Below are 24172 nucleotides of genomic sequence, written 5' to 3'. Positions count from 1 at the left end.
ATTATAAATGTAGAGTTTATGAAATATAATTACGATACTGTATTTTCCTTTTTTCTCGAAGTTGTATCATTAGGAAATCCAGCAACTCCACCACTTACAGCAAATTTCATGGCATCAGCAGCGTTGATATTTTCTAATAATTTTACATTTTTGCTTTCTACTAGAACAACCCAGCCAGAAACAGCATAGGAGTGTGGAAGATAGACGGATACATGCCCCTGAAGTCCCATGATAGAAACATCTTTTTGAGTAAGAAAGCCTACTCTCCAAACTTCTGGAGAATCATTAGTTTTGATGAGTACAGGTATGTTAAATTTCTTTTTGTCTCCAACAAAAGAAGACATTACATCTTTTAAAGAAGTGTAAATAAATTTGATACCTGGCGTATGCTCAAGTAGATAATCCATACTATCTACTAAGATTCTTCCTAATAAAAATTTATTACCAAGCCAGCCTATAAGTGCCGTACTGCTGATTACCAATATAAAGATAAGCCCTGGAAACTTTTCCGCAATGGAAGGTATAATGTTGTCTATGCTAGAAACAATATACCAAATAATCCATACCGTTGCTGCAACGGGACCAATAATAACTAATCCTTGCAAAAAAGAACGAAGGAAGAGCCCAAGGTAATCGTTTATATTTTTATTCATTATCTTTTAGAAAGTTACTAGATTTTCTTTTCTCTTCGTTTCTTGGGATTTTATGATTAGGCCTCGTCCATTTAGGGTTTTCTCCTAGAGCAGTGTATCGGCTATTTTCTTTATCCACTACCTCTCTTTTGGGGTGTTTTTCAAAAGGCTGTTGAGGTTTTATTCCTAATAGGTTAAATAAGGTTTTGTCTTCGTTAATATCAGGGTTAGGGGTGGTTAATAGTTTATCTCCTGCAAAAATAGAATTGGCACCTGCAAAGAAACAAAGGGTTTGTCCTTCCTTAGAGAACTCGGTTCTTCCTGCGGAAAGTCTTACTTGAGTTTTAGGCAAAACAATTCTAGCAGTAGCTACCATTCTTACAAACTCAAAAATGTTTACAGGTTCTTGGTCTTCCATAGGTGTTCCTTCTACGGCAACCAAAGCATTGATTGGAACACTTTCGGGCTGCGGCATCATATTGGCTAAAACTTTTAGCATTCCACAGCGATCTTCCACACTTTCTCCCATACCAATAATCCCTCCAGAACAAAGGGTGATAGAGGTTTTTCTTACATTATTGATGGTTTCTAATCGGTCTTCAAAAGCACGGGTAGAAATCACTTCTTTATAATATTCTTCGGAACTGTCTATATTATGGTTATAGGCGTATAGCCCAGCTTCTTCTAGTCTTTTAGCTTGATTTTCGGTAAGCATTCCTAGGGTGCAACATACTTCCATATCTAGTTTAGTTACCTCTCTTACCATATCTAATACATGGTCAAAGTCAGGACCGTCTTTTACGTTTCTCCACGCTGCCCCTAGACACACTCTAGAAATACCATTTTGCTTGGCTCTTAAGGCTTGAGCTTTCACTTGGTTTACAGGTAACATCTCGTGGATTTTAACCTCTGTGTGGTATCTTGCTGCTTGAGGGCAATAACCACAATCTTCTGGGCAACCTCCTGTTTTTACAGAAATGAGTGAGGATACTTGTATTTTATTAGGGTCGTGGTATTGGCGATGAATAGTAGCCGCTTTATAGATAAGTTCCAAAAAAGGAAGATTGTATATGTCTAATATTTCCTGAGTGGTCCAGTTTTGTTTAATCATTTTTATTTTGTTATAGATTTTTGTTCAAATTAGAGGTTGTAAATTTACTTATTTTTTCTTTAACGAAAGATGAAAAACGAGAATTACAAAGTGTTTTTTATTTAATTAGATATATTTTATAAAAAACTTTTGGATATTTTATAAAAAAGTTTTACCTTGGCAAAAAAATAAATAATAAAGTTATGAAAAAAATCATTTTTATTGCTGCGTTATCTTTTGCAGGTGTATTGAGTGCAAGTACTGGTGATAAGGTATCACCAGCAAGTAAAACCTCTGAGGTCGTAGAGGCAAAACCTAAAAAAGCGAAGAAAGAAGACAAAGCCTCGGAGGAGGATTGTGTTAGGGTGATCTACCACGGATGTATAGATGCTACCACTTGTATCTCTGATTTTTCTTTTGAAAAATTGGAAGAATGGGTAGGAAAACTAGAAAAAAATTATTGTGAATAAATTGTATTAAATTAAAACTGTCTCAAAAGTAGAATGACACTTTGAAAATCTCCTAAACGGAGGAGAGGTGAGACTTTTGAGACAGTCTCATTTTTGTTGAAGATTATAATGAAACAAATAGAGAATATAGTAATATTTTTAGGCTTAATTTTCTCCACATTATTATTAGCTCAAAAGAAGGATGAAAATACGCTGGAAGTAGAATTTGCCTATCTTTCAAAGGCGAAATTGGATAAAACTAATTCTTTCGTAGATGAGGAAGTTTTTCTTTTGCAGGTTTTAAAGGACAAGGCTTTCTTTTTTAGTGAAAATATGGCGAAAAATGACTCTGCAAGACAAAGTGATATTTACAGAGTTCTTGCCGCCACACCAAAAGGACAACCTATTCGGGTTACAATGTCTGATAGATTGAAAAGCAAATATGATTATAGTGTTTTACAAACCAGCCAAGAAAATCAGTATTTTGAGGGAAATGGAAGTAGTTCATATACTTATAAAGAGCCAGTCATCAAAGATTGGAAATTGATAAATGAAAGCGAAACCATCAATACTTTTAGTTGCAAAAAAGCAACGTTACATTACAAGGGTAGAGATTGGGTGGCTTGGTATGCCCCAGAGATTCCGTTGCCTTACGGACCTTATAAATTTACAGGCTTGCCAGGTTTGGTGGTGAAAATAGAAAGTGAAGATGGCGAGTTTAGTTTTGAATTGGTAAAATCTACATTCAAAGATAACCTCAACGGCAAAGCACTTTCTTTACAAGATTCGCGATACAAAAAGGCTACCCCAGCCACCTTTTCAGAAATACGAAAAATGAAGAAAAGCAACATAGAAAGGCTTGTGGCAGAGGCTGTCAGTATGGGGATTGATACTTCTGCGGAAAATGTGAGAAATTTATTGGAAAGACAAAAACGAAAACTTCATAATTTTGAAAATGAAAATCTGATAGAAAAAACAGAACATTGATTGTTCAAAAAAAGGCTTATACGGAAAAAAGTATAAGCCTTTTTCTTTATGAAAAATATTTACTTTGAAAGTAATGCGTCCCAGCCTTGTGCGGTAAGTGGTGTGAGCTGTTCGCTTCCTCTCAGTACCAAATAATTGCCTTGTTCTAGCTCTGTAGCATGACCAATAATGGTAAAATCTGGGTGGTTTCTTATCTTTTCATAATCGTTTGGCGAAATGGTGAATAAGAGTTCATAGTCTTCGCCACCGTTAAGGGCTGCCATTGCAGGGTTTAGATTAAACTCATCTGCCGTAGTTATGGTAAGAGTATCCATAGGTATTTTCTCTTCGTACAGCCTAAAACCTACTTGGCTTTGATCTGACAAGTGCAGTATCTCCGAAGCCAATCCATCAGAAATATCTATCATTGAGGTTGGAGTGATGTCCAATTCGGTTAAAGTCTTTTTAATGTCTGTTCTCGCTTCGGGCTTTAGTTGGCGTTCTAGGATATAGTCGTAGCCTTCCATTTCGGGTTGCATATTAGGATTGGTTAAGTACACCGAATGTTCTCGTTCTAGAATTTGCAGCCCCATATATGCACCGCCTAAATCTCCTGTAACTACTAATAGGTCGTTAGGTTTAGCACCGCTTCGTTTGGCTAATTCATTTTCGTGTGCGAGTCCTATGGCTGTAATGTTCAATATAAGTCCTGCTTGAGAGCTGGTAGTATCACCACCTACAAGGTCTACATTGTAGCGTTCGCAAGCTAAAGCGATACCTGCATAAATTTCGTCAAAAGCCTCTACAGGAAAACGGTTGGAAGCCGCCACAGAAACTAATATTTGTGTAGGTGTGGCATTCATAGCTGCAATATCACTGAGATTGACTACAACAGCCTTATACCCTAGGTGCTTTAGTGGAACATAACCTAAATTAAAATGTACGCCTTCTGCTAAAACATCGGTAGAAACAACTACTTTTTTGTTTTCTGGATTGATGATGGTAGCATCATCTCCTATGCCTAGTTCCGAAGAGGTGTTTTTTAAACTGAATTTATCGGTTAAGTGTTTTATCAGTCCAAACTCTCCTAATTGAGAAACTGGAGTAAGTGCCATTTTCTTTTCTTCTAACATAATGAAGTTTAAAAATTAAGATTGAAAAACAGAAGGGTCTATATTTTCTGGTCTGAAAGGAAGATTTTTGATGTCTTCTCTACTTAGATTTTTGGTGTTTTCTGTTTTATAAGGTGCTAAACTTACCAAAATATCATCAGGTGGCGTAGTGGTTTTTCGTAACATAGTATCTATCCATACGCCCACTACTTCCGAAGTTGCACAATGGGTGCCGTCAGGCAGATAAAACTTGTGAGTAAAAGCATAGATGCTGGCATCTTCTGACACGCCCGAAACCTCCAACGAAACATAAACCGTTTGGTCTGCATAAATTTCTTTAAAAAACGAATACTTTTCGTGAAGAAGTACGGGACCAATTCCCCAACGATTAAGCTGTGCTAATCCCATTTTGTGTTGGTTCATAAAAGCCATTCTTGTTTGGGCACAATATTGCACATAGGCTGAGTTGGCAAGGTGTCTGTTGGCGTCTATATCGCTCCAACGCACTTCAAATTTATGGTAGAATACTGACATTTTTAATTTTTTAAGGTCAAAGGTAAGAAAATTTAAAGTAAAATAGTCTTTAGTAATACCTCGTATAATAAAGTATTTAAAGGTACAGCTACTATGTTATATTTACTTTAAAGTTTTTGAATTGTAATAAGCTCTATATTCGCATAGGTTACTTCTTCTTTTTCAACATTATAATCAATACGGTTAATGTATATCGTTATACGGTAGCCCTCAAGGTTTTTTGTGAATGCCATTTCTTCTACTTCGCCCGAAGGAGTGTTTTTAGCAAACTCAGTAATATCTGGTGCAAAATTTACTTCTTTGTTATCTAGGCTTATGAGTAGGCTACTATTTATCTTCAACGATTTGTTTTCTATTGTTAGTTCGGCATTGTTATCATATTCAGTACTTAGAATCCAGCCTTTGCCGTCAAAAGGTATCGCTTGTGTTCTGTCTTTTAAGTTGAAGTATTTATATTCATTACCTCTTTCAGTAATGCTTCCTGTTTCATCATTTATAGTGGTAAAATCGTCATATTCTACAAAAGAAGGGTACTCTTTGTTTAGGTTTTTAATGTGTTTTTCATCAAGGTATTGGGCGAGTTCATCTTTTGCATTTCGGTTAATTAAGTACCTTCCTGAATCACTAATTTCATAAAAAACAGAACGCTTTATCACTTTATTAAAATTGATTTTGCCATTCACGAGCAGTCCGTTTTCAGACAATACCTGATGTAAACGGTTTAGCTGGCTTCTCTTAGATGCTGAAAATACATTGAAGTAAGGGAAAATTAACGCAAAGATTAAAAATGCCATCAAACTTTTAGGGATAAACGATATGGAAGTCTTCTTTCTAAAAATGAAATAAAAGGTGCACAAGGTAATCCATATCGCCATTAAAAGGACAAAATATCTAGACTCTGTAACTCCATAATCAAACAAACGAGTGAAAATCGCCACAAATAGTAATACTAGCATTGGCACAAGTGAGAAATAAAATATTTTGGAGAACCATTTAACCCAAGATTTACTGTCTTCATTTTTTAGTGGGTGTACCAAAAGCAATGCGAATATCCCTACCAAAGAATAGCTAATCACAGTGATAGATACCAAGCCTTTAGGGAGTTCCCATAAGAAAATAATCTTGGCAGCATACAGGTACATCATCACTAAATAGATGAACAGAAGTGGAATAAGTATGTATTGGGTAAAGAATTTGAGTGCGATAGGGAACTCTGTTACAGTACTGGTGCGTTCTTCTTCTCTGCTTCTTTCTTCAAAAAGGAGGAAAATGATGGTATTCCCTAAAATGGATATGCCAGAAAATAAGATAGGATATATTTTATAATTATCATTGATGCCAAATAAACTATTAAAAATATTGATGGCTGAAAGAATTCCAGCCGCTAGAACACCACTAAAAATAGAGGACAGTACGAAGTTAACAAACAAATTTTTGTTATAGTTCCAGAAGGAGTATTCATTTTTAACCTTTGGTAAAAAAGGAGCTACCGAAATAAATAAATGGATAATTGCGGCCACAATAATAACTATAAATTTAAAGGTTTCAAACTGAGAGCTGAATTTGTTTTCACCATTGGGGAAAATAGCGTAATATCCCACTAATAGCACTACGCCCAAGATATTAAGAATCCACTTTTTACCGATAACATCACTTAGTTTTTTTATAGAAAAGAATAAGCCCATCCCCGTGGCAGAAACAAAGGCAATAACCGTCATATTATAAACAAAATCGGACTTTGTATCCCATATAGTAGTTGTAACGATGGCGATATAAGAAATGAGCGCCGAAAGTAGTACCATTGGGTAGCTGGCAACTACTTTCTTTAAATTTTTGAGAGCGTTATTAAGTAGTTTCATAATTAGATTAAATTAGATAACAAATGTATTGTTTTTGTTTTTAGTAGCAAAGTCTGATAATTCATTGGTTTGTTACTGACGAATTTAATCTGTATTTTTGATGAAAATTCACAAAAGATGTTATTTACAGGGCAAGTACTCAAGATGTCTGCACAGTTGGCAGAACCTATCCAATATTACCTTAATCTATCTAATGATTTACTGCACATCAACGCTTTGTTTAACCGTAGGTTGAGTATAAAGCATATAGGATTTCAGTGTGTGGAATGTGGGAGCGATGAGCCTGTGTACCAGATGGGGTTTTGTAAAAAATGCTTTTTTGAAAGCCCTTACGCTAGTGAAACTATCCTAAAGCCCGAACTTTCTAAAGCCCACCTAGATATAGAAGAAAGAGATATAGAGGTGGAACGGAAAATACAGCTACAACCTCATTTGGTTTATTTGGCTTATACGGGGGAGGTTAAAGTTGGGGTTACCAGACAAACACAAGTGCCTACTAGATGGATAGACCAAGGAGCAACAAAGGCTTTGCCCATAGCAAAGACGGAAAACCGCTACGAAGCAGGAGTTATAGAAGTCGCTCTTAAAAACCATTTATCCGATAAAACCAATTGGAGAAAAATGCTCTCCGATGATGGAGCTAGCGAAGTGGATTTGTTTGCATTAAGAGAGGAGGTTGTTGGTTTATTCCCAAAAGAAAGTCAAAAGTTTGTGGTAGAGTCTGAACTTTATAATTTAAAATATCCTTATACACCTTTAGAAAAAATTACTTCTATAAATTTAAGCAAAACAAAAGAATATCAAGGTATTTTAAAAGGAGTTAAAGGGCAGTACTTGGCGTTTGAAGATGGTGGCGTAATGAATGTCCGTTCCCACGAGGGCTATGTGGTGGAACTTGAAATAAAAGATTAGCTTAAAAAAGGTTTCGGAAATAAAGTGTCGTCTTCAGTTGAAAGTAACCGAGTTATATTTCTCATGATACGATAGTTTTTATCTGCCATTTTGTCATAATAATTAGTATATTTGCGGTTTAGATTATCCTGTGGGTAATATTTAATGGTTAATACAATAGACTATGCAAGAGAAATATATAGACGAAAGTCGTCAGGGAGAGGCTTACGCCATAGCAGAAAAGGAAGGCAACTCTAAGAAACTTTTTTTAGAAAGTTATGGTTGCCAAATGAATTTTTCTGATAGCGAAATCGTGGCTTCTATTTTAAATGATGAAGGCTACAATACTACTCTAAAGGTAGAAGAAGCAGATTTAATTTTGCTTAACACTTGCTCTATTAGAGAGAAGGCAGAGCAAACAGTAAGAATGCGTTTGTCTCAGTTCAAGAATTTGAAAAAAGAAAAACCAAGTCTTACGGTGGGGGTTTTGGGCTGTATGGCAGAAAGGCTTAAAACCAAATTTTTAGAAGAGGAACAGCTGGTGGATTTGGTAGTTGGTCCTGATGCATACAGAGATTTACCTAACCTACTTAAAGAAACCGAAGACGGTAGAGATGCCATCAATGTGATTCTCTCTAAGGAAGAAACCTATGCAGACATCAACCCTGTGAGGTTGGGGGGTAATGGGGTTACAGCTTTTGTAACCATTACTAGAGGTTGCGATAATATGTGTACTTTCTGTGTGGTGCCTTTCACTAGGGGAAGAGAAAGGAGTAGAGACCCACATTCTATTATCAAAGAATGCCAAGAATTATGGGAAAACGGCTATAAGGAAATTACTTTACTGGGGCAGAATGTAGATTCTTACCTTTGGTACGGTGGCGGTCCTAAAAAAGACTTTGATAAAGCCACAGAGATGCAAAAAGCTACAGCGGTAGACTTCTCTCAACTCTTAGAGATGGTCGCAAAGACAGTACCAGAGATGCGTATCAGATTTTCTACTTCTAACCCTCAAGATATGAGTTTAGAGGTGTTTAGGAAAATGGCTCAGTATCCTAATATTTGTAAGTATGTGCATTTGCCTGTTCAGACGGGAAGCAACAAAATGCTAGAACTAATGAACAGACAGCATACTAGAGAAGAATATCTAGAGCTTATTAGAGAGGCAAGAAAAATAGTGCCTGATGTAGCTTTTTCTCAAGATATGATAGTAGGCTTCTGTAATGAAACGGAAGAAGACCATCAAGATACCCTGTCTCTTATGAAAGAGGTGGAGTATGATTACGGTTATATGTTCGCTTATTCAGAAAGACCAGGGACGCCTGCTCATAAAAAAATGGAAGACAATGTCCCGGCGGAGGTTAAAAAACGCCGTTTGCAGGAAGTTATAGATTTGCAGGGAGAGCTTTCTAGAAAGAGAATGAAAGGCTATGTAGGGCGTCATCATGAAATTCTGATAGAAGGAGAAAGTAAAAAGGATAAAAATCAATGGAAAGGAAGAAACTCCCAAAATGCGGTTTGTGTGTTTGATAAGAAAGAAGGGCAGAAGATAGGAGACATAGTTTCTGTTTTTGTCTATGATAATACGCAAGGCACACTTTTGGGGAGAGTGGACTAAGTTTTTTAACCTTTAATTTTATCAAAGATGTCAGAGCTACAAAATATAAAGAATAGATTTGGGATTATAGGCAACTATCCCGTACTCAATAGAGCTTTAGAAAAGGCCATACAGGTAGCACCTACGGATATTTCGGTTTTGGTGATTGGAGAGAGTGGGGTTGGTAAAGAGTTTATTCCTAAAATCATTCACTCCGAATCACGCCGAAAGCATCAACCTTATATCGTGGTAAACTGTGGGGCTATCCCAGAAGGTACTATAGACTCCGAACTTTTTGGACACGAAAAAGGGGCTTTTACAGGGGCAACTTCCACACGAAAGGGCTATTTTGAAGTGGCAGATGGTGGAACTATCTTTTTAGATGAGGTAGGAGAGTTGCCTTTACAAACACAGGTTCGTCTGTTGCGTGTGTTAGAAAGCGGGGAGTTTATGAAGGTGGGGTCTTCCCAAATACAGAAAACCAATGTGCGTATTGTGGCAGCAACCAATGTTAATATGCTGAGTGCAATCCAAGACGGGCGTTTCCGTGAGGATTTATTTTACCGTCTGAATACGGTGCAGATAGATATGCCACCACTTAGAGAACGTAAGGGAGATATCCATTTGCTTTTTAGAAAATTCGCAATAGATTTTGCAGAAAAATACCGTATGCCTGAACTTAAACTTACTGATGATGCGGTAAATTATTTAGAACAATATCCTTTCCCTGGGAATGTGAGACAGTTGAGGAATTTGGTAGAGCAGATGACGGTGGTAGAGCAAAAAAGAGAGATAGATGCTGTAAGATTAGCGGAGTATATTCCTACAGAAAATAAATTGCCTGCTTTAGTTCAGAAGAATACAATGGGTAGCTCGGGTTCTGATTTTAGTTCCGAGAGAGAGATTATGTATAAAATACTCTTTGATATGAGGAACGATATCAATGATTTAAAATCACTCACTTCGGAGCTGATAAAAAATAGAGGGAATTCTGATTTTAGCCATCACGAGAAAAGTCTTATCAATAGAATTTACACACCAGATACGGCGGCGGTTAATACAGGGTCTTTACTTTATTTTGAAAATCAAAATAGTGGTATGGAGTCTGGTATGGTAGCACCTGTGCAAGATGATGTGGAAATTGAAGATATAGAGGTAGAAGAAGCTAAGCCAGAATCTTTATCTTTGCAGAACAATGAGCGAGAGCTTATTGTAAAAGCACTAGAAATGCATAACGGAAGACGAAATAAAGCGGCGGAAGCATTAGGTATTTCTCAACGAACGCTTTATCGTAAGATTAAACAATATGATTTAGAAGACTAAATTATGAATATCATCTATCATCAAATGAGATTGAGTAAAATATTATTTTCATTTTTGAGTTTCTTGTTCCTAACAAGTTGTTATAGCTTTACGGGGAATTCTTTGACACCGGAGATGAAAACAATACAGATAAAAACATTTCCTAACAATGCAGCTTTGGTAAATCCAGAGTTAAGTCAGCAGTTTACCATAGCTTTACAAAACAGGTTTTTGCAGAGAACAACCCTTAAAGGAGCCACTCAAAACCCTGATTTGATGATAGAAGGAGAGATTGTAGATTATCGCCTTAACGAGCCAACCACGATATCTACAGGAGTGTCCACACAAGGTGGAGTGATGCAAGCAGCTCAAAACAAACTAGTAATTAGTGTTAAGGTAAGGTATGAAAATAAAATAGACCCTCAGCTTAGTTTTGATAGAACCTATACCGATGAAGCGGTTTACAATAGTGATTTAGATATTACTCAGATAGAAAGTTCTCAGGTTCAAATCGTGAATGAGAGAATCATCAATAAGATATTTAACGACATAGTAGCCAACTGGTAAAATTATGAATGCTAGAATTTTAGAACTTATAAAACAGCCTCAACTTATTCAGAAAGACGATGTGGCTTTGCTAGATAAAGAGCTTAAAAATCAACCTTATCTACAGTCGCTAAGGGCTTTGAAGTTGATGGGGACTCATAAGTTTTTTCCTGAGAATTATAATTCTGTTTTGTCAGAAACAGCTGCTTTTACCACAGATAAAAAGATATTATATCAGTTGATTTTTGGTAAACCGAAAAAAGTAGAGGAGGTTCAATCTTTGGTTTCTGAAGAAGAATCTGTTGAGAAGATAGAAGAAGCGGTAACTCCAAGCGAGACCAATGTCTTATCTGAAAACGCAGAGGAAGTACCTGTGGCTATGGGTATTGTTTTAGAGGAGGAAGAGTTAGAAGTGGTAGATTTTGATGAAGCTATGGAGTCGCAATCATCAATCACTGATGAGGTTCAGAATGATGAAAAAATAGGGATTGTAGAAGAAGTCAATACTCAAAAAATAGAGGTAGATAGAGAGGAAGTTTTTGAGGCTGATAGCAAAGAGGAAGAGGCTACAAGTTTAAGTTTTCAAGAAATGGAAGCATTTTTACCAAACATTAAATTTAAAACACCCGATACCGAATTAAAGGTTGAAAGCAACATAAAAAGCGAAGTGGTTAAAGGAAACATAGTAGAAGAACAAAAACCTGTTGTAACGGAAGAAGTTCCTACGGAAGTTTTAGTAGAATCTATGGAGGATAGGTTAAATGATAGTCTTCAACTAGAAGAAAATTTAGCTTCAGAATGGAAGCCTATGTCTATTGAAACGCATTTGCCTGATGCTTTGATAGGTAAACCCAAGCCATCTCTAGAACTTAAGGAGGAGGTGAAAGAAGAACCTATCTTAGTGGAAAACAATAATACAGAAACTCTAGTAAGGGAGGGAACTCTAGAAGATTTAGGGGAAGAATCGGAAGAAAGACAAGCCTTAAATGTTTCTTTTTTTGGTGATACTCCAGCTCCGATAGATGCTGTTGTTGCTACTGAAACTCAACCAGAGGTTGAGGAAAGTAATGTCCCAAGTTTCATCAATACTTGGCAAAACTGGCTCAAAATAGATAGGACGGTAGTTCCTGAAGTTGATAAAAAATCTCAAATTATAGACAAGTTTATAGAGACTAATCCTAGCATTGCTAAGGTAGATAAACACACACCTATTAAAGAAGAAAAAGAGTTTGTAATCAAAGAAAAAGGTGATGATATTTCTCATCTAATGACGGAAACCTTAGCTCAGCTTTATGTAGAACAACATCTTTATACTAAGGCTATTGAGGCTTATGGTATTTTACAAAATAAATATCCAGAAAAGGTTGATATTTATGCAGAAAAAATAGAAGAAATTAAACAAATGAGAATGGGCGGAAGAGCTTAGATTTCTCTAAGTATTACTTTTTGCAAAGTTTTATAAAATCTTCTTCTACCAACTGATATTTTTTAGGCATTTCTGCAGATACCCAAAATATCATAGCGTGAGGTGTAGCTCCAAATTTTTGATGAAATAACTCTTTGTTTAGGCGATAGCATTCTCTCAGGAGTCTTTTCACTCTGTTTCTGTCGGTAGCTTTTTTGAAATAGCGTTTGGATACAGAAACCCCGATTTTACTTGCCTCTGCATCAGCAAAGATGAGTCTAATGTTGCCACAAGTCAGCCATTTTCCTTTCTCAAAAAGAGAGGTAATATCTTTTTTAGACTTTAATCTTTCAGATTTAGGGTAGGTATAGCTCATACGTCTTTTTTAGTAAGATAATTGATAACTTCAGCTGCTGCGTGGAGACCAAATAATGCAGGCATAAAACTAATGGTGCCGTAAAAAGATTTTTTGAAATTAGACCCATCGGTCATTTTAAGGCTGTCTTCTTTTTGTAATTCGGTGGAGAATACACATTTGACACCCTTATTGATTTTCTCTTTGCGAAGTCTTTTTCGTATTTGCTTGGCTAAAAAACAGTTGTTGGTTTTACTAATATCTCTCACCATTACTTTGGAAGGGTCGGTTTTGCCACCAGCTCCCATAGCACTCACTATTTTTATTTTATTTCTTTTAGCAGCTAAGATAAGAGATAGTTTTGGGGAAACGCTATCAATGCAGTCCAAAACATAGTCAAACTTTTCTTTGGTAAGAATGGACTCCATTCGTTCAGGCGTAAGAAACTCATTGATGGCTGTAAGGTCTAAGTTAGGATTGATGTCTTTTAATCTCGTATAAACCAATTCTACCTTGGATTGATTCACAGTAGAGTGTAATGCTGGAAGTTGTCTATTGATATTGGTAATGTCTACCGTATCGCCATCTATTATCGTCATTTTTCCTACGCCAGCTCTTGCCAAAAATTCTGCAGCAAAAGAGCCTACGCCACCCAATCCTATTACCAAAATATTGGCGTTTTGTAGTTTATTTAGTCCGTCTTGTTTTATTAAAAGTTCTGTTCTTTCCAGCCAGTTATTTGTCATAAATTTAATTTTAAAACATTTAGAATGTTGTTTTCAATCCTACTTTTAAGTTCTTGTACAGAAAGCTGTTTAAGCTCTGCAGCTTTTATATAAACTTGCTCTATATTATTAGAGGAGTCGTCGGTTTCTAAAAATATCCTTTCTAAAGGAGTTTCTATAAAAACATTTTGCAAAGATAAATTTTTAAAAAGAGCTGTGGCAAAAGAAAGATAAAAACCTTTTTCTAAAAGCATATTTGCAATATTTTTATTCTTATTAAACCCGTGGAAAATGACAGGAATATCAAGGTTTTTACAAAGTCTAGCAACTTCATTATGGCGTTTTACACAATGGATAATTAGAGGCTTCTTTAGAGTTTTTGCTAGTTCTATATGAAGTTTAAAAACTTCGGTTTGTAAATGTTCATTAATGGGAACTAATGCATCTAATCCGCATTCTCCTATGGCGATACAATTTTTACTTTGTGCGATTATTTTTATATTTTGCAATATTTTTTCATAATCAGATGTAATATCCATTGGGTGAATTCCTATAGAAAAATAATCTTGATGTGAATAATTCTCTTTAGGAAGATTGTAAATACCAAATTCGGTCGGGTTATGGTGATGAAAATTGAAAAACATACTAGCGAAGATAATAAAATAAGGGTATGTATATCTAATATTTTTTCTAACTTTGTGTTAAACTAACTTATATATGAATCAAAACTTTACTCAAAAACAAATCAATATCTTAAATGCTGCAGAGGATTTAATTGCAGCAAAGGGCTTTGATGGAGCGTCCGTTAGGGAAATAGCAAAGAAAGCAGGAGTAAATATAGCAATGATTTCTTATTATTTTGGTTCAAAGGAGAAAATGATGGTCTCTCTTTATCAGTACAGGGTAGAGAAGACGCGAGAGATGTTTAGCCTTTTTACCCAAACTATAGCTAAGGCAAGCCCAGAAGTTCAGATTTCAGAAATGGTCTCTTTTATTGTAAAGCAGATGCTGAAATTCAATTACTTTCACGGATTTGCGACTCAAGAGATTGGTTTTAATTCTAATTTAGCCGTTTTTTTACAAGATTTTTATGAGTTATGTACCCATAGGCTAGAGGAGGCAATACAAAAAGGTATTGCTATAGGAGTATTCAAAAAGATAGCTAAGTCAGAAGAGATATTAGCCAGTCTTATTGGGACAGTCTTATTTGCGATTAGAAATCAGTTTTTTTATAAAAGCTATTTACCTAAAGGAGAGGCTTATTTGCCAGCTTTGGAGAAAAAAATGGAACATCATCTTAAGACGATGATTTACGCAATTTTAGGTTATGAAGAATAAAAAAATCCCTATCTTAAACAAGATAGGGATTTTTACTGTACAATATTTTGAAATTTGGTTTAGAAAGAAACTTCACTAGTATCGTTTCCTCTAGAGAAATTCATGTTCTTTTGATTACCCTTGTAGGATATATTAACAAGGTTAAGTTGCTTAGGGTAGGCTTCCAATAGTATGGCATTCTTTATTTTAATTGTACTGATGGAAGCTACATTATTTACCTCATAGTAAATCCAAACGCTCTCGCCGCTTACTTGGCTACCTGTAAAGGTTATGGCTTGAGGTTTACCATTGATAGAAACAGCAACCTTAGAGTTAATATACTTTTTCAATTCAGCTTCAAAAGCAGCTGTTCTTGCATCTACTTTAATCACATCACTAATGTGAGAAGTGTTTAGTTTTGTTGTAAACTTTAGTGTGTTGCTACCATCTATGTAGTCCACTTTAGTCATTGTAGAGTAAAATTCACTAGGGAAGAAACTCATTACAAAACTCACTAAAGCGAAAATACCTAATATGTTTAAAAACTTTTTCATTATAATTGTTTTTTGTTGTGTACTATAATCTCAATAATTATGCCAATACTAGAAATTGACACTAATGGCATATTTCTCATAAAAGGCTTTAATGTGTGCTACAGCTTCTTCGGCAGTATCTACCACACGGAACAGGTTGAGATCTTCTGGAGAAATTAGCTTGTTTTCAAGTAGTGTATCTTTAAACCAGTCTAATAATCCGCTCCAAAATTTAGAACCTACTAAAACGATAGGAAATCTTCCTATTTTTCGAGTTTGTATTAAGGTAAGAGCTTCGGATAGTTCGTCTAGTGTTCCAAAACCTCCAGGCATTACGATGAACCCTTGTGAGTATTTTACAAACATCACCTTTCTTACAAAGAAATAATCAAAAGTCATGTTGTAATCTTTGCTGATGTAAGGATTAAAGTGTTGCTCAAAAGGAAGTTCAATGTTTAGCCCAATAGACTTACCCTTTGCTTCAAAGGCACCTCTATTCCCCGCTTCCATAATCCCAGGTCCGCCACCCGTGATAACTCCAAACCCTAGTTCTGTTATTTTCTTCGCAATATCTACGGTCATTTGGTAATAAGGGTCGTCTTCTTTTAGTCTGGCAGAGCCAAATATAGAAACACAAGGTCCTAATTTTACCATACTTTCGTAGCCGTTTACGAGTTCGGCCATTACTTTAAATACCATCCAACTGTCTTTGGTGATGCTTTCGTCCCAAGTTTTCGGGCGGAAACTATCACTTATACGGTTGTCGGTAGAGTCGTTATTATTACTATTATTGTCTATCATAAAAAATATTTTTCTGCTTCTGTTATGGCTTCAGGCTTGCCTACGTCTATTAGTAGAGCATTATGCTCATAGCCTATAATTACTTTTTCATTCATTAGGTCTAAATACTCATCAATAATAGAGAATTTGCCTTTTCGTTTAATTCTTGAGAAAATCTCCGAGGAAATACAATGTATTCCACTAAATGCCAACTCTTTGAGTGTATCGTTGGTTTTGGATAGTTTTAGTTCTCCTGTATTTTTGTTAGTCCAGCCACATAAAAATTTATTTTGGTCAAAAAGGAGTTTTCTAGAACTTTTTCTATCCGATACGGCAAGAGTTACCATTTGGTTTGATGATAAATGAAACTCTACAAACTTTGCAATGTCAAGATTGGTTAGAATATCTGCATTCATCACCAAGAAGTGAGATTCTTTCTCTAAGAAAGGTCTTGCAAACATCATACCACCGCCTGTTTCTAATAGTTCATTGGTTTCATCAGAAATTTCTATGTTGGCACCGAAATAATTGTTTTCTTTGAGAAAATCTAAAATTTGATTTCCGAAATGATGTATGTTAATCACAAAATCATTGATGCCAAATGATTGCAAATATTTAATATTTCGCTCCAAAAGTGGAATATTATTCACTTTAGCGAGAGCTTTAGGGTGTTGGTCTGTAAAGGGTTTTAGCCTTGTGCCTTTGCCTGCTGCAAAAATCAGTGCTTTCATATAAGGTTATATTAGCTGGTTTTCTATAAAGTCTAGAATGTCTTTGGCTACTTCTTTTTTTGATTTTAAATCAAATGTGTTGGTTGATTTAGAAGTAATAATGCTGACTTTATTGGTGTTTTTTTTGAATCCTGCTCCGCTATCTTTAAGGGAGTTGAGAACAATCATATCTAAGTTTTTTTTCTCTAGTTTACCCTTGGCATTTTCCTCTTCGTTTTGTGTCTCTAAAGCAAAACCTACCAAAATTTGATGCTTTTTTTGTTCCCCCATTGCTTTGAGAATATCAGGGTTTTTAACCAATTCTATGGTAAACTGCTCTTCTTGTTTTTTTATTTTTTCGGAAGCCACAACTTTGGGAGTATAATCGGCAACGGCAGCACTTGCAATGGCAATATCTACATCATTATAGTATTTAAAAACTTCTTGGTACATTTCTTTTGCGGAAGTTACCGAGTGTAGTTCTATATCAGGGTGATGTGCGATTTCGTTGGAAGGTCCAGAGATAAGAATAACCTTTGCACCTCTTTGTGCGGCAGTTTCGGCTAAAGCGTAGCCCATTTTTCCAGAGGAATGATTGCCTATAAATCTCACTGGGTCTATAGCTTCGTAGGTTGGTCCAGCCGTGATGAGTATTTTTTTTTGATTGAGTTTTGAAGTAGAGTTTTGACTCTTAAAATACTCATGGATATGATTGAAAATAGTGCAAGGTTCAGCTAATCTACCGATACCAACCAAACCACTTGCAAGTTCGCCTTCTTCTGCAGGAATGATATGGTTGCCAAATGTAGTTGCTAAATCTAAATTTCTTTTAGTAGAAGGGTGTTGATACATATCCAAATCCATTGCAGGAGCAATAAATACAGGGCATTTAGCCGATAGGTAAGTAGCGATTACAAGGTTATCACAAATTCCGTGAACCATCTTGGCTAAAGTGTTTGCTGTACATGGGGCAATAATCATAGCGTCAGCCCAAAGTCCTAGTTCTACATGGTTGTTCCATTCTTCGTCTTCTGAAATAAGTTCAGATAAAACTTCATTCTTGGATAAAGTGGCTAAAGTCAATTTAGAAACAAACTTTTCAGCAGAGGGAGTTAATATAACCTTTACATCAGCTCCAGCCTTAACAAAATCTCTGACTAATAAATTGATTTTGTAGGCAGCTATTCCGCCTGTAATGGCTATTAGGATTTTTTTATTGTTCAAAATCATAGTGTCTTTTCACTTATAGGGCGACTAATATAGTTTTTTTATTTCAATATAGAAAAAAGCAAATAAAAAAACGCTTCCTTTTGTGGGAAGCGTTAGTATATTGCAAACGGTTTTAAGCTTTTTCTTCTCTTTTTCTGAAATAAACTTCACCGTCTAACCACTCTCTTACAGCAATAGAGGTAGGTTTAGGTAGTTTTTCGTAAAGTTTAGAAATTTCTATTTGTTCTCTGTTTTCAAAAACTTCTTCTAAAGTAGCATTGTGTACAGCAAACTCATCTAACTTATTGTGAAGCTCTGTGCGAATTTCTGCGTTTATTTGCTCAGCTCTTTTACCCATAATTACTATAGCTTCATAGATAGAGCCTACTTTTTCTTCTATTTTATCACGATTATAAGTAATAGTGTTTACTTCTGCTTTAGAATCTTTTACACTCATTTTCGGTGGGTATTTTATTGTTTAGGTCTGCAAAGATAAATAATTATATATAACAAAAAAAATGTTTTTTGAGTAAGCCTTATTTAGTAGCTTTTTCTTTTTCTTCTCTCTCCTTTTCTTTAGCCTTTAGTTCCTCTTTCTTTTGTTCTACAAGTTTCTCTAACTTAGAAAAGTTATCTAATTCAGTATTTAGTTTTTTTCTAAGGTCTAGAGCTGTTTTAGAAATATCTGTGTTTGGATAATTTTTTTCCATGAGATAAGTATAAGCTATGGCATGCTCTAATCTTTCTCTCTTAAGTTTAAACCTAGAATCTATGGCTAGTTTAGCTTTTGCGTCCATAAGCATAGTTTCTATTTTTGGACGAAGTTTTGTAGATGGGAAATCATCCAATACATTTTCAAAACTAATAATAGCTGATTTTAGTTCTAGCATTTTGTAGTATTGACGAGCATTTTCATAAGCCTTAAATTCTAGCTTGTAAGAAAGTTCATCAATAAGCTCGTTGATGTTCTTAGCTCTTTCGGAATTAGGGTAGTTATTTAAGAAGCTTTGTAATTCGTTTATTGCTAGTTCTGTATCTTTTTGGTCTAGGTTGTAATCCATAGAGCCTTGGTAGTAGCAAATAGCAGACATATAAGCGGCTTCTTCCTTTCTAGGGTCGGTAGCCAAAGCACTATTTACCGAAAACTTTTTAAATTGATGTCCTGCAATTCTGTATTGCTTGTCGTAATAGTTAGCGTAGGCAGATTTGAATAAAATATCGGAAGCTTCATCTGTACCAGAAATTAGATTCTGAACTCTTTCGTATAAACTTAGAGCTTCTTTCCATTTCTTTTTGGTGTACATTTCATTAGCCGTTTTCAGAATCAGATCTTTATCAGCACTTTTCATTGCTAGGTCGTATTGTCTGTTACAAGATACAGAAAATAGGACTAATGAGAGTATGAGAATGTATTTTTTCATTGTTTAATTATATAGTTTGCAAAAATAAAACTTTTTTACTAAATCTTTCCTTTTTATGAAAATTTAACATAAGGCAATAAAAATGACTATTTGTAGAGTTTTTTAGACAATAAAATACAGCAATTATGTACCTTTGTACTTAATTAAAATTGAATAAATGGAGAAGAAAACTTACCTTGTTACAGGAGGAAGCGGTTTTATTGGTTCTCATCTTGTAGAAACTTTATTGAAAAACGGACATTTTGTCATCAATGTTGATAATTTTGATGATTTCTACGACTATAAAATAAAAATAAAGAATACTTTAGAATCCGTAGGAGTAACAATAAATTTTGACTTTGAAAATAAAAATTTGGATATAATAAAGTTAGCTTCTTTGGTTAATAAAGGTAATTATAGATTTTATTATCAGGATATTAGAGATAAAGAAGGACTGGAAAAAATCTTTAAAAATCATCGTCCCGACGTGGTGGTTCACTTGGCGGCTTTGGCAGGTGTTCGCCCTTCCATAGAAAGCCCTTTGGAGTATCAAGAAGTAAATATTAAAGGTACTATGAATCTTTGGGAAGTGGCTAAAGATTTAGATGTTTGTAAGTTTGTAATAGCTTCTTCTTCTAGTGTTTACGGTAATAATGAGAAAATTCCATTTTCGGAAGAAGACAATGTGGATAGACCAATTTCCCCTTATGCAGCTACTAAAAAATGTGTGGAAATTTTGGGGCATACTTACCACCATTTGTATGGTATGGATATGGTTCAGTTGAGGTTTTTTACGGTCTATGGTCCTAGGCAACGTCCTGATTTAGCAATACATAAATTTGCCAAAATAATTAAAGAGAATGAGTTAGTACCATTTTATGGTGATGGCAATACGGCTAGAGACTACACTTTTATCGATGATATCATTGATGGTATAATAAAATCCATAAAATATGTAGAGGATAATACAGGGGTTTATGAAATTTTCAACTTAGGTGAAAGTGAGGTGGTTTCTTTGCATAAAATGCTGTCAACTATAGAGGAAGAGCTAGGGGTTAAGGCTACTCTTAATAAATTACCAATGCAGGCAGGAGATGTACAAAAAACTAATGCAGATATTAGAAAGGCACAACAGAAAATAGGCTATGCACCAACTACAAACTTCCAAAATGGCATAAAAAAGTTTGTGGAATGGTTTTTGAGAAAGTAGTCGCAAGTATTTATAAATTAACCTTTAATTATAACTTTAAAGATAAAGAATAATTCACTTTATTTTTTATTTTTGCAAAAAATATAGAATATTATGTACTGGACATTAGAATTGGCATCTTATTTAAGTGATGCCCCTTGGCCAATGACAAAAGCGGAGCTTATAGACTACGCTATTAGAACAGGTGCTCCAATGGAAGTAGTAGAAAACCTTCAGGCGATAGAAGACGAAGGCGAAATCTACGAGAGCATAGAGGAAGTATGGAGCGATTATCCTACGGACGAAGACTTCCTTTGGAACGAAGACGAATATTAAAATTAGACACAATTGTGAAACTTGCAGCATTACGGCTGTAAGTTTCCTTTTTAGTTACTATCAAAAAGCACCAGCATTATAGCTGAAAAAATGAACAATTAGATTATGAGTTTTTTAAACACAATCCTTAAAAGTTTCCTCGGAAATAAAAATGAAAAAGACCTTAAAGAGGTAAAGAAAGTAGTTGCTAAAATAAAAGCTGTTGAACCAGAAGTAGGAAAACTTTCGGACGATGGTTTGAGACAAAAAACAGAAGAGTTTCAGAATAAAATTAAAGAAGCAACCTCTAAAATAACCTCTCAAGTAGAAGAACTTAAGGAGAAAATTAAAACCTCTAAAGATGTTGATGAAAAAGAAGCTTTATTCAACAAAATAGAAGAGCTTAAAAAAGAAGCCTATCAGATAGAAGAGAAAGTACTTACAGATATTCTTCCTGAAGCCTTTGCTGTACTAAAAGAAACGGCACGAAGATGGGCTCAAAATGGAGAAATTAGAGTAAAGGCTAACGATAGAGATAGAGCTTTAGCTGCAACTAAAGATTTCGTTGTGCTAGAAGGTGATGAGGCGGTTTGGCTAAATCATTGGGATGCCGCAGGGACTAAGGTGCAGTGGGACATGGTTCATTACGATGTTCAGTTTATAGGAGGTGTGGTCTTACACGGCGGTAAGATAGCAGAGATGGCTACTGGGGAAGGTAAAACTTTAGTAGGTACACTACCTATTTACCTTAATGCCTTACCAGGAAGAGGAGTGCATGTGGTAACGGTGAATGACTACCTTGCGAGAAGAGACTCCGCTTGGATGGGGCCATTGTACGAATTTCACGGGCTTAGTATAGATTGTATTGATAATCATCAGCCTAACTCTGATGCTAGAAGAAAGGCTTATCAATGTAACATTACTTACGGAACTAATAATGAGTTTGGTTTTGATTACCTAAGAGATAATATGGTAAATTCACCTAACGAAATGGTACAGGGTGAACTTAACTATGCTATCGTAGATGAGGTGGACTCTGTATTGATAGATGATGCTAGAACGCCTTTGATTATATCAGGTCCAGTGCCTCAGGGAGACAGACAAGAGTTTGATGTTCTTAAGCCTTCTGTAGATAGAATTGTAGATGTTCAGAAGAAAACGGTTTCTACAATATTCCACGAAGCAAAAAAACTAATTACTCAAGGAAATACTAAAGAAGGTGGCTTTAAACTTTTACAAGCGTACAGAGGTTTACCTAAAAATAGACAACTGATAAAGTTCCTTTCAGAAACAGGTAACAAAACGCTTTTACAGAAAGTAGAAGCACAATATATGCAAGATAACAATCGTGAAATGCCAAAGGTAGATAAAGACCTTTATTTCGTGATTGATGAAAAAAATAATCAGATAGACCTTACAGACAAAGGGGTTGAGTATATGTCTCAAGGAAACTCTGACCCTAATTTCTTCGTTCTACAAGATATAGGAACTGAATTGGCGGAATTAGAAGCACAGAATTTACCTAAAGAAGAAGAGTTTGCTAAGAAAGAGGACTTGTTTAGAGACTTTGCTGTAAAATCAGAGAGGATACACACGCTTAACCAGCTTCTAAAGGCATACACCCTTTTTGAAAAAGACGACCAATATGTGGTGATGGATGGTGAGGTAAAGATTGTAGATGAGCAAACGGGTCGTATTATGGAAGGACGCCGTTATTCAGACGGTTTGCATCAAGCTATAGAAGCTAAAGAAAATGTAAAGATAGAAGCGGCTACTCAGACTTTTGCTACAATTACTCTTCAGAACTATTTCCGTATGTACAACAAGCTAGCGGGTATGACGGGTACTGCCGAAACAGAGGCAGGCGAGTTCTGGGAAATCTATAAATTAGATGTGGTGGTGATTCCGACCAACCGTCCGATACAAAGAAATGATAAACACGATTTAGTATATAAAACCAATCGTGAAAAATATAATGCTGTAATAGAAGAAGTGGAGAAATTAACTTCGGCAGGAAGACCTGTTTTAGTGGGTACGACTTCGGTAGAAATTTCGCAACTACTTTCTAAAGCATTACAATTAAGAAAAATTCCGCACCAAGTGCTTAATGCTAAACTTCACAAAAAGGAGGCAGAGATTGTTGCCGAAGCAGGAAGGGCTGGTGTTGTAACCATAGCAACTAATATGGCGGGTCGTGGTACCGATATTAAGCTGAGTAAAGAAGTGAAAGATGCTGGAGGTTTGGCTATTATTGGTACAGAAAGACATGATTCTCGCCGTGTGGACAGACAGTTGAGAGGTCGTGCAGGAAGACAAGGAGACCCAGGTAGTTCACAGTTCTATGTATCGTTAGAGGACAATTTGATGCGTCTTTTCGGTTCAGAAAGAATTGCAAAAATGATGGATAGACTAGGGCATAAAGAGGGCGAGGTAATACAGCACTCCATGATTACTAAGTCTATTGAAAGGGCACAGAAGAAAGTGGAGGAAAACAACTTTGGTATTCGTAAAAGATTGTTGGAGTACGATGATGTAATGAATAAGCAGAGAGATGTGATTTATAAGAGAAGAAAGAATGCACTCTTTGGAGACCACTTAAAGTATGATATTGCTAATATGATATTTGATGTGTCTCATTCTATTGTTAATCAAACCAAGATGCACGGAGATTACAAAGATTTTGAGTTTGAAGTTATTAAATACTTTACTATGGAAGCTCCTGTATCCGAAGCGGATTTTAAAAATAAAACAGTTAAGGAACTTACCGATATTGTTTTCAAAAAGGCTCAAGAAGATTATGAGATGAAACTTAATTTGCTTAAAGAAAAGTCGTTCCCTATTATTGAAAATGTGTACCAAAACCAAGGTAATATGTTTAAGATGATACAAGTGCCTTTTAGTGATGGTACTAAGACAATGACTATTCTCGCTGATCTTAAAGAAGCATACGAAACGCAGTGTGATAGCCTTATCAACGATTTTGAGAAAAACATTTGCTTATCTATTATTGATGAGAATTGGAAACTTCATCTAAGAGAAATGGACGACTTACGCCGTTCTTCTCAAGGAGCAGTTTACGAGCAGAAAGACCCATTGGTGATTTATAAGCAAGAGTCTTTCCACTTGTTTAGTGAGATGGTAGATAAAATCAATAAGGAAATTATTTCTTTCCTTTATAAGGGAGAGATACCAGCATAGAGCATTTAGTATTATTTAAATGGGACTACATATTATATGTAGTCCCATTTTGTTTTGT

At 35.5% G+C, this 24172-nt stretch carries 25 protein-coding genes; 11 read left to right on the top strand and 14 right to left on the bottom strand.

The annotated features are described in order from the left end of the window. Nucleotides 1-29 precede the first annotated feature (29 nt). Both VIX88_RS05875 and bioB read right to left on the bottom strand, forming a co-directional pair. Nucleotides 30-653 carry a DUF502 domain-containing protein gene (locus VIX88_RS05875; RefSeq protein ID WP_064969729.1) on the bottom strand — a complete coding sequence of 208 codons (624 nt, stop codon included), beginning with the start codon at nt 651-653 and terminating at the stop codon, nt 30-32. Then, a complete protein-coding gene (bioB, locus tag VIX88_RS05870) occupies nt 646-1743 on the bottom strand; it encodes a biotin synthase BioB (RefSeq protein ID WP_214194156.1) in 1098 nt (365 codons plus the stop codon). Before bioB ends, VIX88_RS05875 begins: the two co-directional genes overlap by 8 nt. A gap of 182 nt (nt 1744-1925) precedes the next feature. Between bioB and VIX88_RS05865 the strand changes: the two genes are divergently transcribed. Continuing rightward, a complete protein-coding gene (locus tag VIX88_RS05865) occupies nt 1926-2192 on the top strand; it encodes a hypothetical protein (protein WP_064970803.1) in 267 nt (88 codons plus the stop codon). Between the two features lie 108 nt (nt 2193-2300). Further along, nucleotides 2301-3158 (top strand): GLPGLI family protein, encoded by an 858-nt coding sequence (locus VIX88_RS05860; RefSeq protein ID WP_064970804.1) that lies wholly within the window; start codon nt 2301-2303, stop codon nt 3156-3158. Nucleotides 3159-3217: 59 nt separating this feature from the next. Here the strand turns inward: VIX88_RS05860 and thiL are convergent, their stop codons facing one another. The 3 genes from thiL to VIX88_RS05845 form a co-directional block, all read right to left on the bottom strand. After that, a complete protein-coding gene (gene thiL / locus VIX88_RS05855; RefSeq protein ID WP_064970806.1) occupies nt 3218-4270 on the bottom strand; it encodes a thiamine-phosphate kinase in 1053 nt (350 codons plus the stop codon). Nucleotides 4271-4285: 15 nt separating this feature from the next. Beyond that, a complete protein-coding gene (locus VIX88_RS05850) occupies nt 4286-4783 on the bottom strand; it encodes an acyl-CoA thioesterase (RefSeq protein WP_064970808.1) in 498 nt (165 codons plus the stop codon). Nucleotides 4784-4890: 107 nt separating this feature from the next. Beyond that, nucleotides 4891-6642: a DUF4153 domain-containing protein gene (locus VIX88_RS05845; protein WP_222535085.1), complete on the bottom strand. Its 1752-nt coding sequence runs from the start codon at nt 6640-6642 to the stop codon at nt 4891-4893. Nucleotides 6643-6759: 117 nt separating this feature from the next. On the opposite strand from VIX88_RS05845, the gene VIX88_RS05840 reads away from it, so the two are divergent. The 5 genes from VIX88_RS05840 to VIX88_RS05820 all read left to right on the top strand — a co-directional run bounded on the left by VIX88_RS05840 (nt 6760) and on the right by VIX88_RS05820 (nt 12404). Then, nucleotides 6760-7554, top strand: coding sequence for a DUF2797 domain-containing protein (locus VIX88_RS05840; protein WP_064970812.1), 795 nt, complete (start codon nt 6760-6762; stop codon nt 7552-7554). Between the two features lie 163 nt (nt 7555-7717). Then, nucleotides 7718-9151 carry a tRNA (N6-isopentenyl adenosine(37)-C2)-methylthiotransferase MiaB gene (gene miaB / locus VIX88_RS05835; RefSeq protein ID WP_214194154.1) on the top strand — a complete coding sequence of 478 codons (1434 nt, stop codon included), beginning with the start codon at nt 7718-7720 and terminating at the stop codon, nt 9149-9151. Between the two features lie 27 nt (nt 9152-9178). Then, nucleotides 9179-10453, top strand: coding sequence for a sigma-54 interaction domain-containing protein (locus VIX88_RS05830; RefSeq protein ID WP_154469084.1), 1275 nt, complete (start codon nt 9179-9181; stop codon nt 10451-10453). Nucleotides 10454-10456: 3 nt separating this feature from the next. Continuing rightward, a complete protein-coding gene (gene lptE, locus VIX88_RS05825; RefSeq protein ID WP_004916326.1) occupies nt 10457-10999 on the top strand; it encodes an LPS assembly lipoprotein LptE in 543 nt (180 codons plus the stop codon). A 4-nt stretch (nt 11000-11003) separates the two neighbouring features. Then, nucleotides 11004-12404, top strand: a complete 1401-nt coding sequence (locus tag VIX88_RS05820) for a hypothetical protein (protein ID WP_214194153.1) — start codon at nt 11004-11006, stop codon at nt 12402-12404. 13 nt (nt 12405-12417) lie between these two features. On the opposite strand, the gene rnpA is transcribed toward VIX88_RS05820, so the two are convergent. Genes rnpA through VIX88_RS05805 form a run of 3 tightly spaced genes read right to left on the bottom strand, consistent with a single transcriptional unit; the run spans nt 12418 to nt 14107 of the window. After that, nucleotides 12418-12759, bottom strand: coding sequence for a ribonuclease P protein component (gene rnpA, locus VIX88_RS05815; protein WP_154469086.1), 342 nt, complete (start codon nt 12757-12759; stop codon nt 12418-12420). Further along, on the bottom strand, nt 12756-13484 hold the full coding sequence (locus tag VIX88_RS05810) for a tRNA threonylcarbamoyladenosine dehydratase (protein ID WP_154469087.1): 729 nt from the start codon (nt 13482-13484) through the stop codon (nt 12756-12758). The genes rnpA and VIX88_RS05810 overlap by 4 nt, the downstream gene beginning before the upstream one ends. Then, complete coding sequence (locus VIX88_RS05805; protein ID WP_214194151.1) at nt 13481-14107, bottom strand: TatD family hydrolase; 627 nt, start codon at nt 14105-14107, stop codon at nt 13481-13483. The genes VIX88_RS05810 and VIX88_RS05805 overlap by 4 nt, the downstream gene beginning before the upstream one ends. 73 nt (nt 14108-14180) lie before the next feature. Here VIX88_RS05805 and VIX88_RS05800 point away from each other — a divergent pair, with 73 nt between their 5' ends. Further along, nucleotides 14181-14801 carry a TetR/AcrR family transcriptional regulator gene (locus VIX88_RS05800; protein ID WP_107046215.1) on the top strand — a complete coding sequence of 207 codons (621 nt, stop codon included), beginning with the start codon at nt 14181-14183 and terminating at the stop codon, nt 14799-14801. A 59-nt stretch (nt 14802-14860) separates the two neighbouring features. Here the strand turns inward: VIX88_RS05800 and VIX88_RS05795 are convergent, their stop codons facing one another. From VIX88_RS05795 to VIX88_RS05770, 6 genes are all read right to left on the bottom strand, one after another. Continuing rightward, nucleotides 14861-15334: a DUF6702 family protein gene (locus VIX88_RS05795; RefSeq protein WP_079207390.1), complete on the bottom strand. Its 474-nt coding sequence runs from the start codon at nt 15332-15334 to the stop codon at nt 14861-14863. Nucleotides 15335-15382: 48 nt separating this feature from the next. Further along, a complete protein-coding gene (locus VIX88_RS05790) occupies nt 15383-16114 on the bottom strand; it encodes a TIGR00730 family Rossman fold protein (protein ID WP_154137624.1) in 732 nt (243 codons plus the stop codon). Beyond that, the gene (locus tag VIX88_RS05785) at nt 16111-16824 is read right to left on the bottom strand and encodes a nucleotidyltransferase family protein (RefSeq protein ID WP_222535086.1); all 714 of its coding nucleotides are present in this window, start codon (nt 16822-16824) and stop codon (nt 16111-16113) included. The genes VIX88_RS05790 and VIX88_RS05785 overlap by 4 nt, the downstream gene beginning before the upstream one ends. Before the next feature lie 6 nt (nt 16825-16830). Next, nucleotides 16831-18033 carry a bifunctional phosphopantothenoylcysteine decarboxylase/phosphopantothenate--cysteine ligase CoaBC gene (gene coaBC, locus VIX88_RS05780; RefSeq protein ID WP_064970827.1) on the bottom strand — a complete coding sequence of 401 codons (1203 nt, stop codon included), beginning with the start codon at nt 18031-18033 and terminating at the stop codon, nt 16831-16833. A 112-nt stretch (nt 18034-18145) separates the two neighbouring features. Continuing rightward, entirely contained in the window at nt 18146-18469 is a 324-nt protein-coding gene (locus tag VIX88_RS05775) for a DNA-directed RNA polymerase subunit omega (RefSeq protein WP_064970829.1), read from the bottom strand. A 79-nt stretch (nt 18470-18548) separates the two neighbouring features. Next, entirely contained in the window at nt 18549-19433 is an 885-nt protein-coding gene (locus VIX88_RS05770) for an outer membrane protein assembly factor BamD (RefSeq protein ID WP_222535087.1), read from the bottom strand. Nucleotides 19434-19590: 157 nt separating this feature from the next. Here VIX88_RS05770 and VIX88_RS05765 point away from each other — a divergent pair, with 157 nt between their 5' ends. The 3 genes from VIX88_RS05765 to secA all read left to right on the top strand — a co-directional run bounded on the left by VIX88_RS05765 (nt 19591) and on the right by secA (nt 24114). Beyond that, nucleotides 19591-20622, top strand: coding sequence for a GDP-mannose 4,6-dehydratase (locus VIX88_RS05765; RefSeq protein WP_154469093.1), 1032 nt, complete (start codon nt 19591-19593; stop codon nt 20620-20622). A gap of 93 nt (nt 20623-20715) precedes the next feature. Continuing rightward, on the top strand, nt 20716-20937 hold the full coding sequence (locus VIX88_RS05760; RefSeq protein WP_002662059.1) for a DUF2795 domain-containing protein: 222 nt from the start codon (nt 20716-20718) through the stop codon (nt 20935-20937). A gap of 105 nt (nt 20938-21042) precedes the next feature. Further along, nucleotides 21043-24114, top strand: a complete 3072-nt coding sequence (gene secA / locus VIX88_RS05755) for a preprotein translocase subunit SecA (protein ID WP_064969934.1) — start codon at nt 21043-21045, stop codon at nt 24112-24114. Nucleotides 24115-24172 lie beyond the last annotated feature (58 nt).

The sequence above is a fragment of the Riemerella anatipestifer genome, from assembly GCF_035666175.1.
In the GTDB taxonomy this organism is placed as follows: domain Bacteria; phylum Bacteroidota; class Bacteroidia; order Flavobacteriales; family Weeksellaceae; genus Riemerella; species Riemerella anatipestifer_D.
The sequence above is the reverse complement of the archived record's forward strand: the minus strand, read 5'-3'. Positions and strand labels throughout refer to the sequence as shown.

What these genes read in the sequence shown, in the direction of transcription:
- VIX88_RS05875 (WP_064969729.1), bottom strand. Translation starts at nt 653, where the DNA reads ATGAATAAAAATATAAACGATTACCTTGGGCTCTTCCTTCGTTCTTTT.
- bioB (WP_214194156.1), bottom strand. Translation starts at nt 1,743, where the DNA reads ATGATTAAACAAAACTGGACCACTCAGGAAATATTAGACATATACAAT.
- VIX88_RS05865 (WP_064970803.1), top strand. Translation starts at nt 1,926, where the DNA reads ATGAAAAAAATCATTTTTATTGCTGCGTTATCTTTTGCAGGTGTATTG.
- VIX88_RS05860 (WP_064970804.1), top strand. Translation starts at nt 2,301, where the DNA reads ATGAAACAAATAGAGAATATAGTAATATTTTTAGGCTTAATTTTCTCC.
- thiL (WP_064970806.1), bottom strand. Translation starts at nt 4,270, where the DNA reads ATGTTAGAAGAAAAGAAAATGGCACTTACTCCAGTTTCTCAATTAGGA.
- VIX88_RS05850 (WP_064970808.1), bottom strand. Translation starts at nt 4,783, where the DNA reads ATGTCAGTATTCTACCATAAATTTGAAGTGCGTTGGAGCGATATAGAC.
- VIX88_RS05845 (WP_222535085.1), bottom strand. Translation starts at nt 6,642, where the DNA reads ATGAAACTACTTAATAACGCTCTCAAAAATTTAAAGAAAGTAGTTGCC.
- VIX88_RS05840 (WP_064970812.1), top strand. Translation starts at nt 6,760, where the DNA reads ATGTTATTTACAGGGCAAGTACTCAAGATGTCTGCACAGTTGGCAGAA.
- miaB (WP_214194154.1), top strand. Translation starts at nt 7,718, where the DNA reads ATGCAAGAGAAATATATAGACGAAAGTCGTCAGGGAGAGGCTTACGCC.
- VIX88_RS05830 (WP_154469084.1), top strand. Translation starts at nt 9,179, where the DNA reads ATGTCAGAGCTACAAAATATAAAGAATAGATTTGGGATTATAGGCAAC.
- lptE (WP_004916326.1), top strand. Translation starts at nt 10,457, where the DNA reads ATGAATATCATCTATCATCAAATGAGATTGAGTAAAATATTATTTTCA.
- VIX88_RS05820 (WP_214194153.1), top strand. Translation starts at nt 11,004, where the DNA reads ATGAATGCTAGAATTTTAGAACTTATAAAACAGCCTCAACTTATTCAG.
- rnpA (WP_154469086.1), bottom strand. Translation starts at nt 12,759, where the DNA reads ATGAGCTATACCTACCCTAAATCTGAAAGATTAAAGTCTAAAAAAGAT.
- VIX88_RS05810 (WP_154469087.1), bottom strand. Translation starts at nt 13,484, where the DNA reads ATGACAAATAACTGGCTGGAAAGAACAGAACTTTTAATAAAACAAGAC.
- VIX88_RS05805 (WP_214194151.1), bottom strand. Translation starts at nt 14,107, where the DNA reads ATGTTTTTCAATTTTCATCACCATAACCCGACCGAATTTGGTATTTAC.
- VIX88_RS05800 (WP_107046215.1), top strand. Translation starts at nt 14,181, where the DNA reads ATGAATCAAAACTTTACTCAAAAACAAATCAATATCTTAAATGCTGCA.
- VIX88_RS05795 (WP_079207390.1), bottom strand. Translation starts at nt 15,334, where the DNA reads ATGAAAAAGTTTTTAAACATATTAGGTATTTTCGCTTTAGTGAGTTTT.
- VIX88_RS05790 (WP_154137624.1), bottom strand. Translation starts at nt 16,114, where the DNA reads ATGATAGACAATAATAGTAATAATAACGACTCTACCGACAACCGTATA.
- VIX88_RS05785 (WP_222535086.1), bottom strand. Translation starts at nt 16,824, where the DNA reads ATGAAAGCACTGATTTTTGCAGCAGGCAAAGGCACAAGGCTAAAACCC.
- coaBC (WP_064970827.1), bottom strand. Translation starts at nt 18,033, where the DNA reads ATGATTTTGAACAATAAAAAAATCCTAATAGCCATTACAGGCGGAATA.
- VIX88_RS05775 (WP_064970829.1), bottom strand. Translation starts at nt 18,469, where the DNA reads ATGAGTGTAAAAGATTCTAAAGCAGAAGTAAACACTATTACTTATAAT.
- VIX88_RS05770 (WP_222535087.1), bottom strand. Translation starts at nt 19,433, where the DNA reads ATGAAAAAATACATTCTCATACTCTCATTAGTCCTATTTTCTGTATCT.
- VIX88_RS05765 (WP_154469093.1), top strand. Translation starts at nt 19,591, where the DNA reads ATGGAGAAGAAAACTTACCTTGTTACAGGAGGAAGCGGTTTTATTGGT.
- VIX88_RS05760 (WP_002662059.1), top strand. Translation starts at nt 20,716, where the DNA reads ATGTACTGGACATTAGAATTGGCATCTTATTTAAGTGATGCCCCTTGG.
- secA (WP_064969934.1), top strand. Translation starts at nt 21,043, where the DNA reads ATGAGTTTTTTAAACACAATCCTTAAAAGTTTCCTCGGAAATAAAAAT.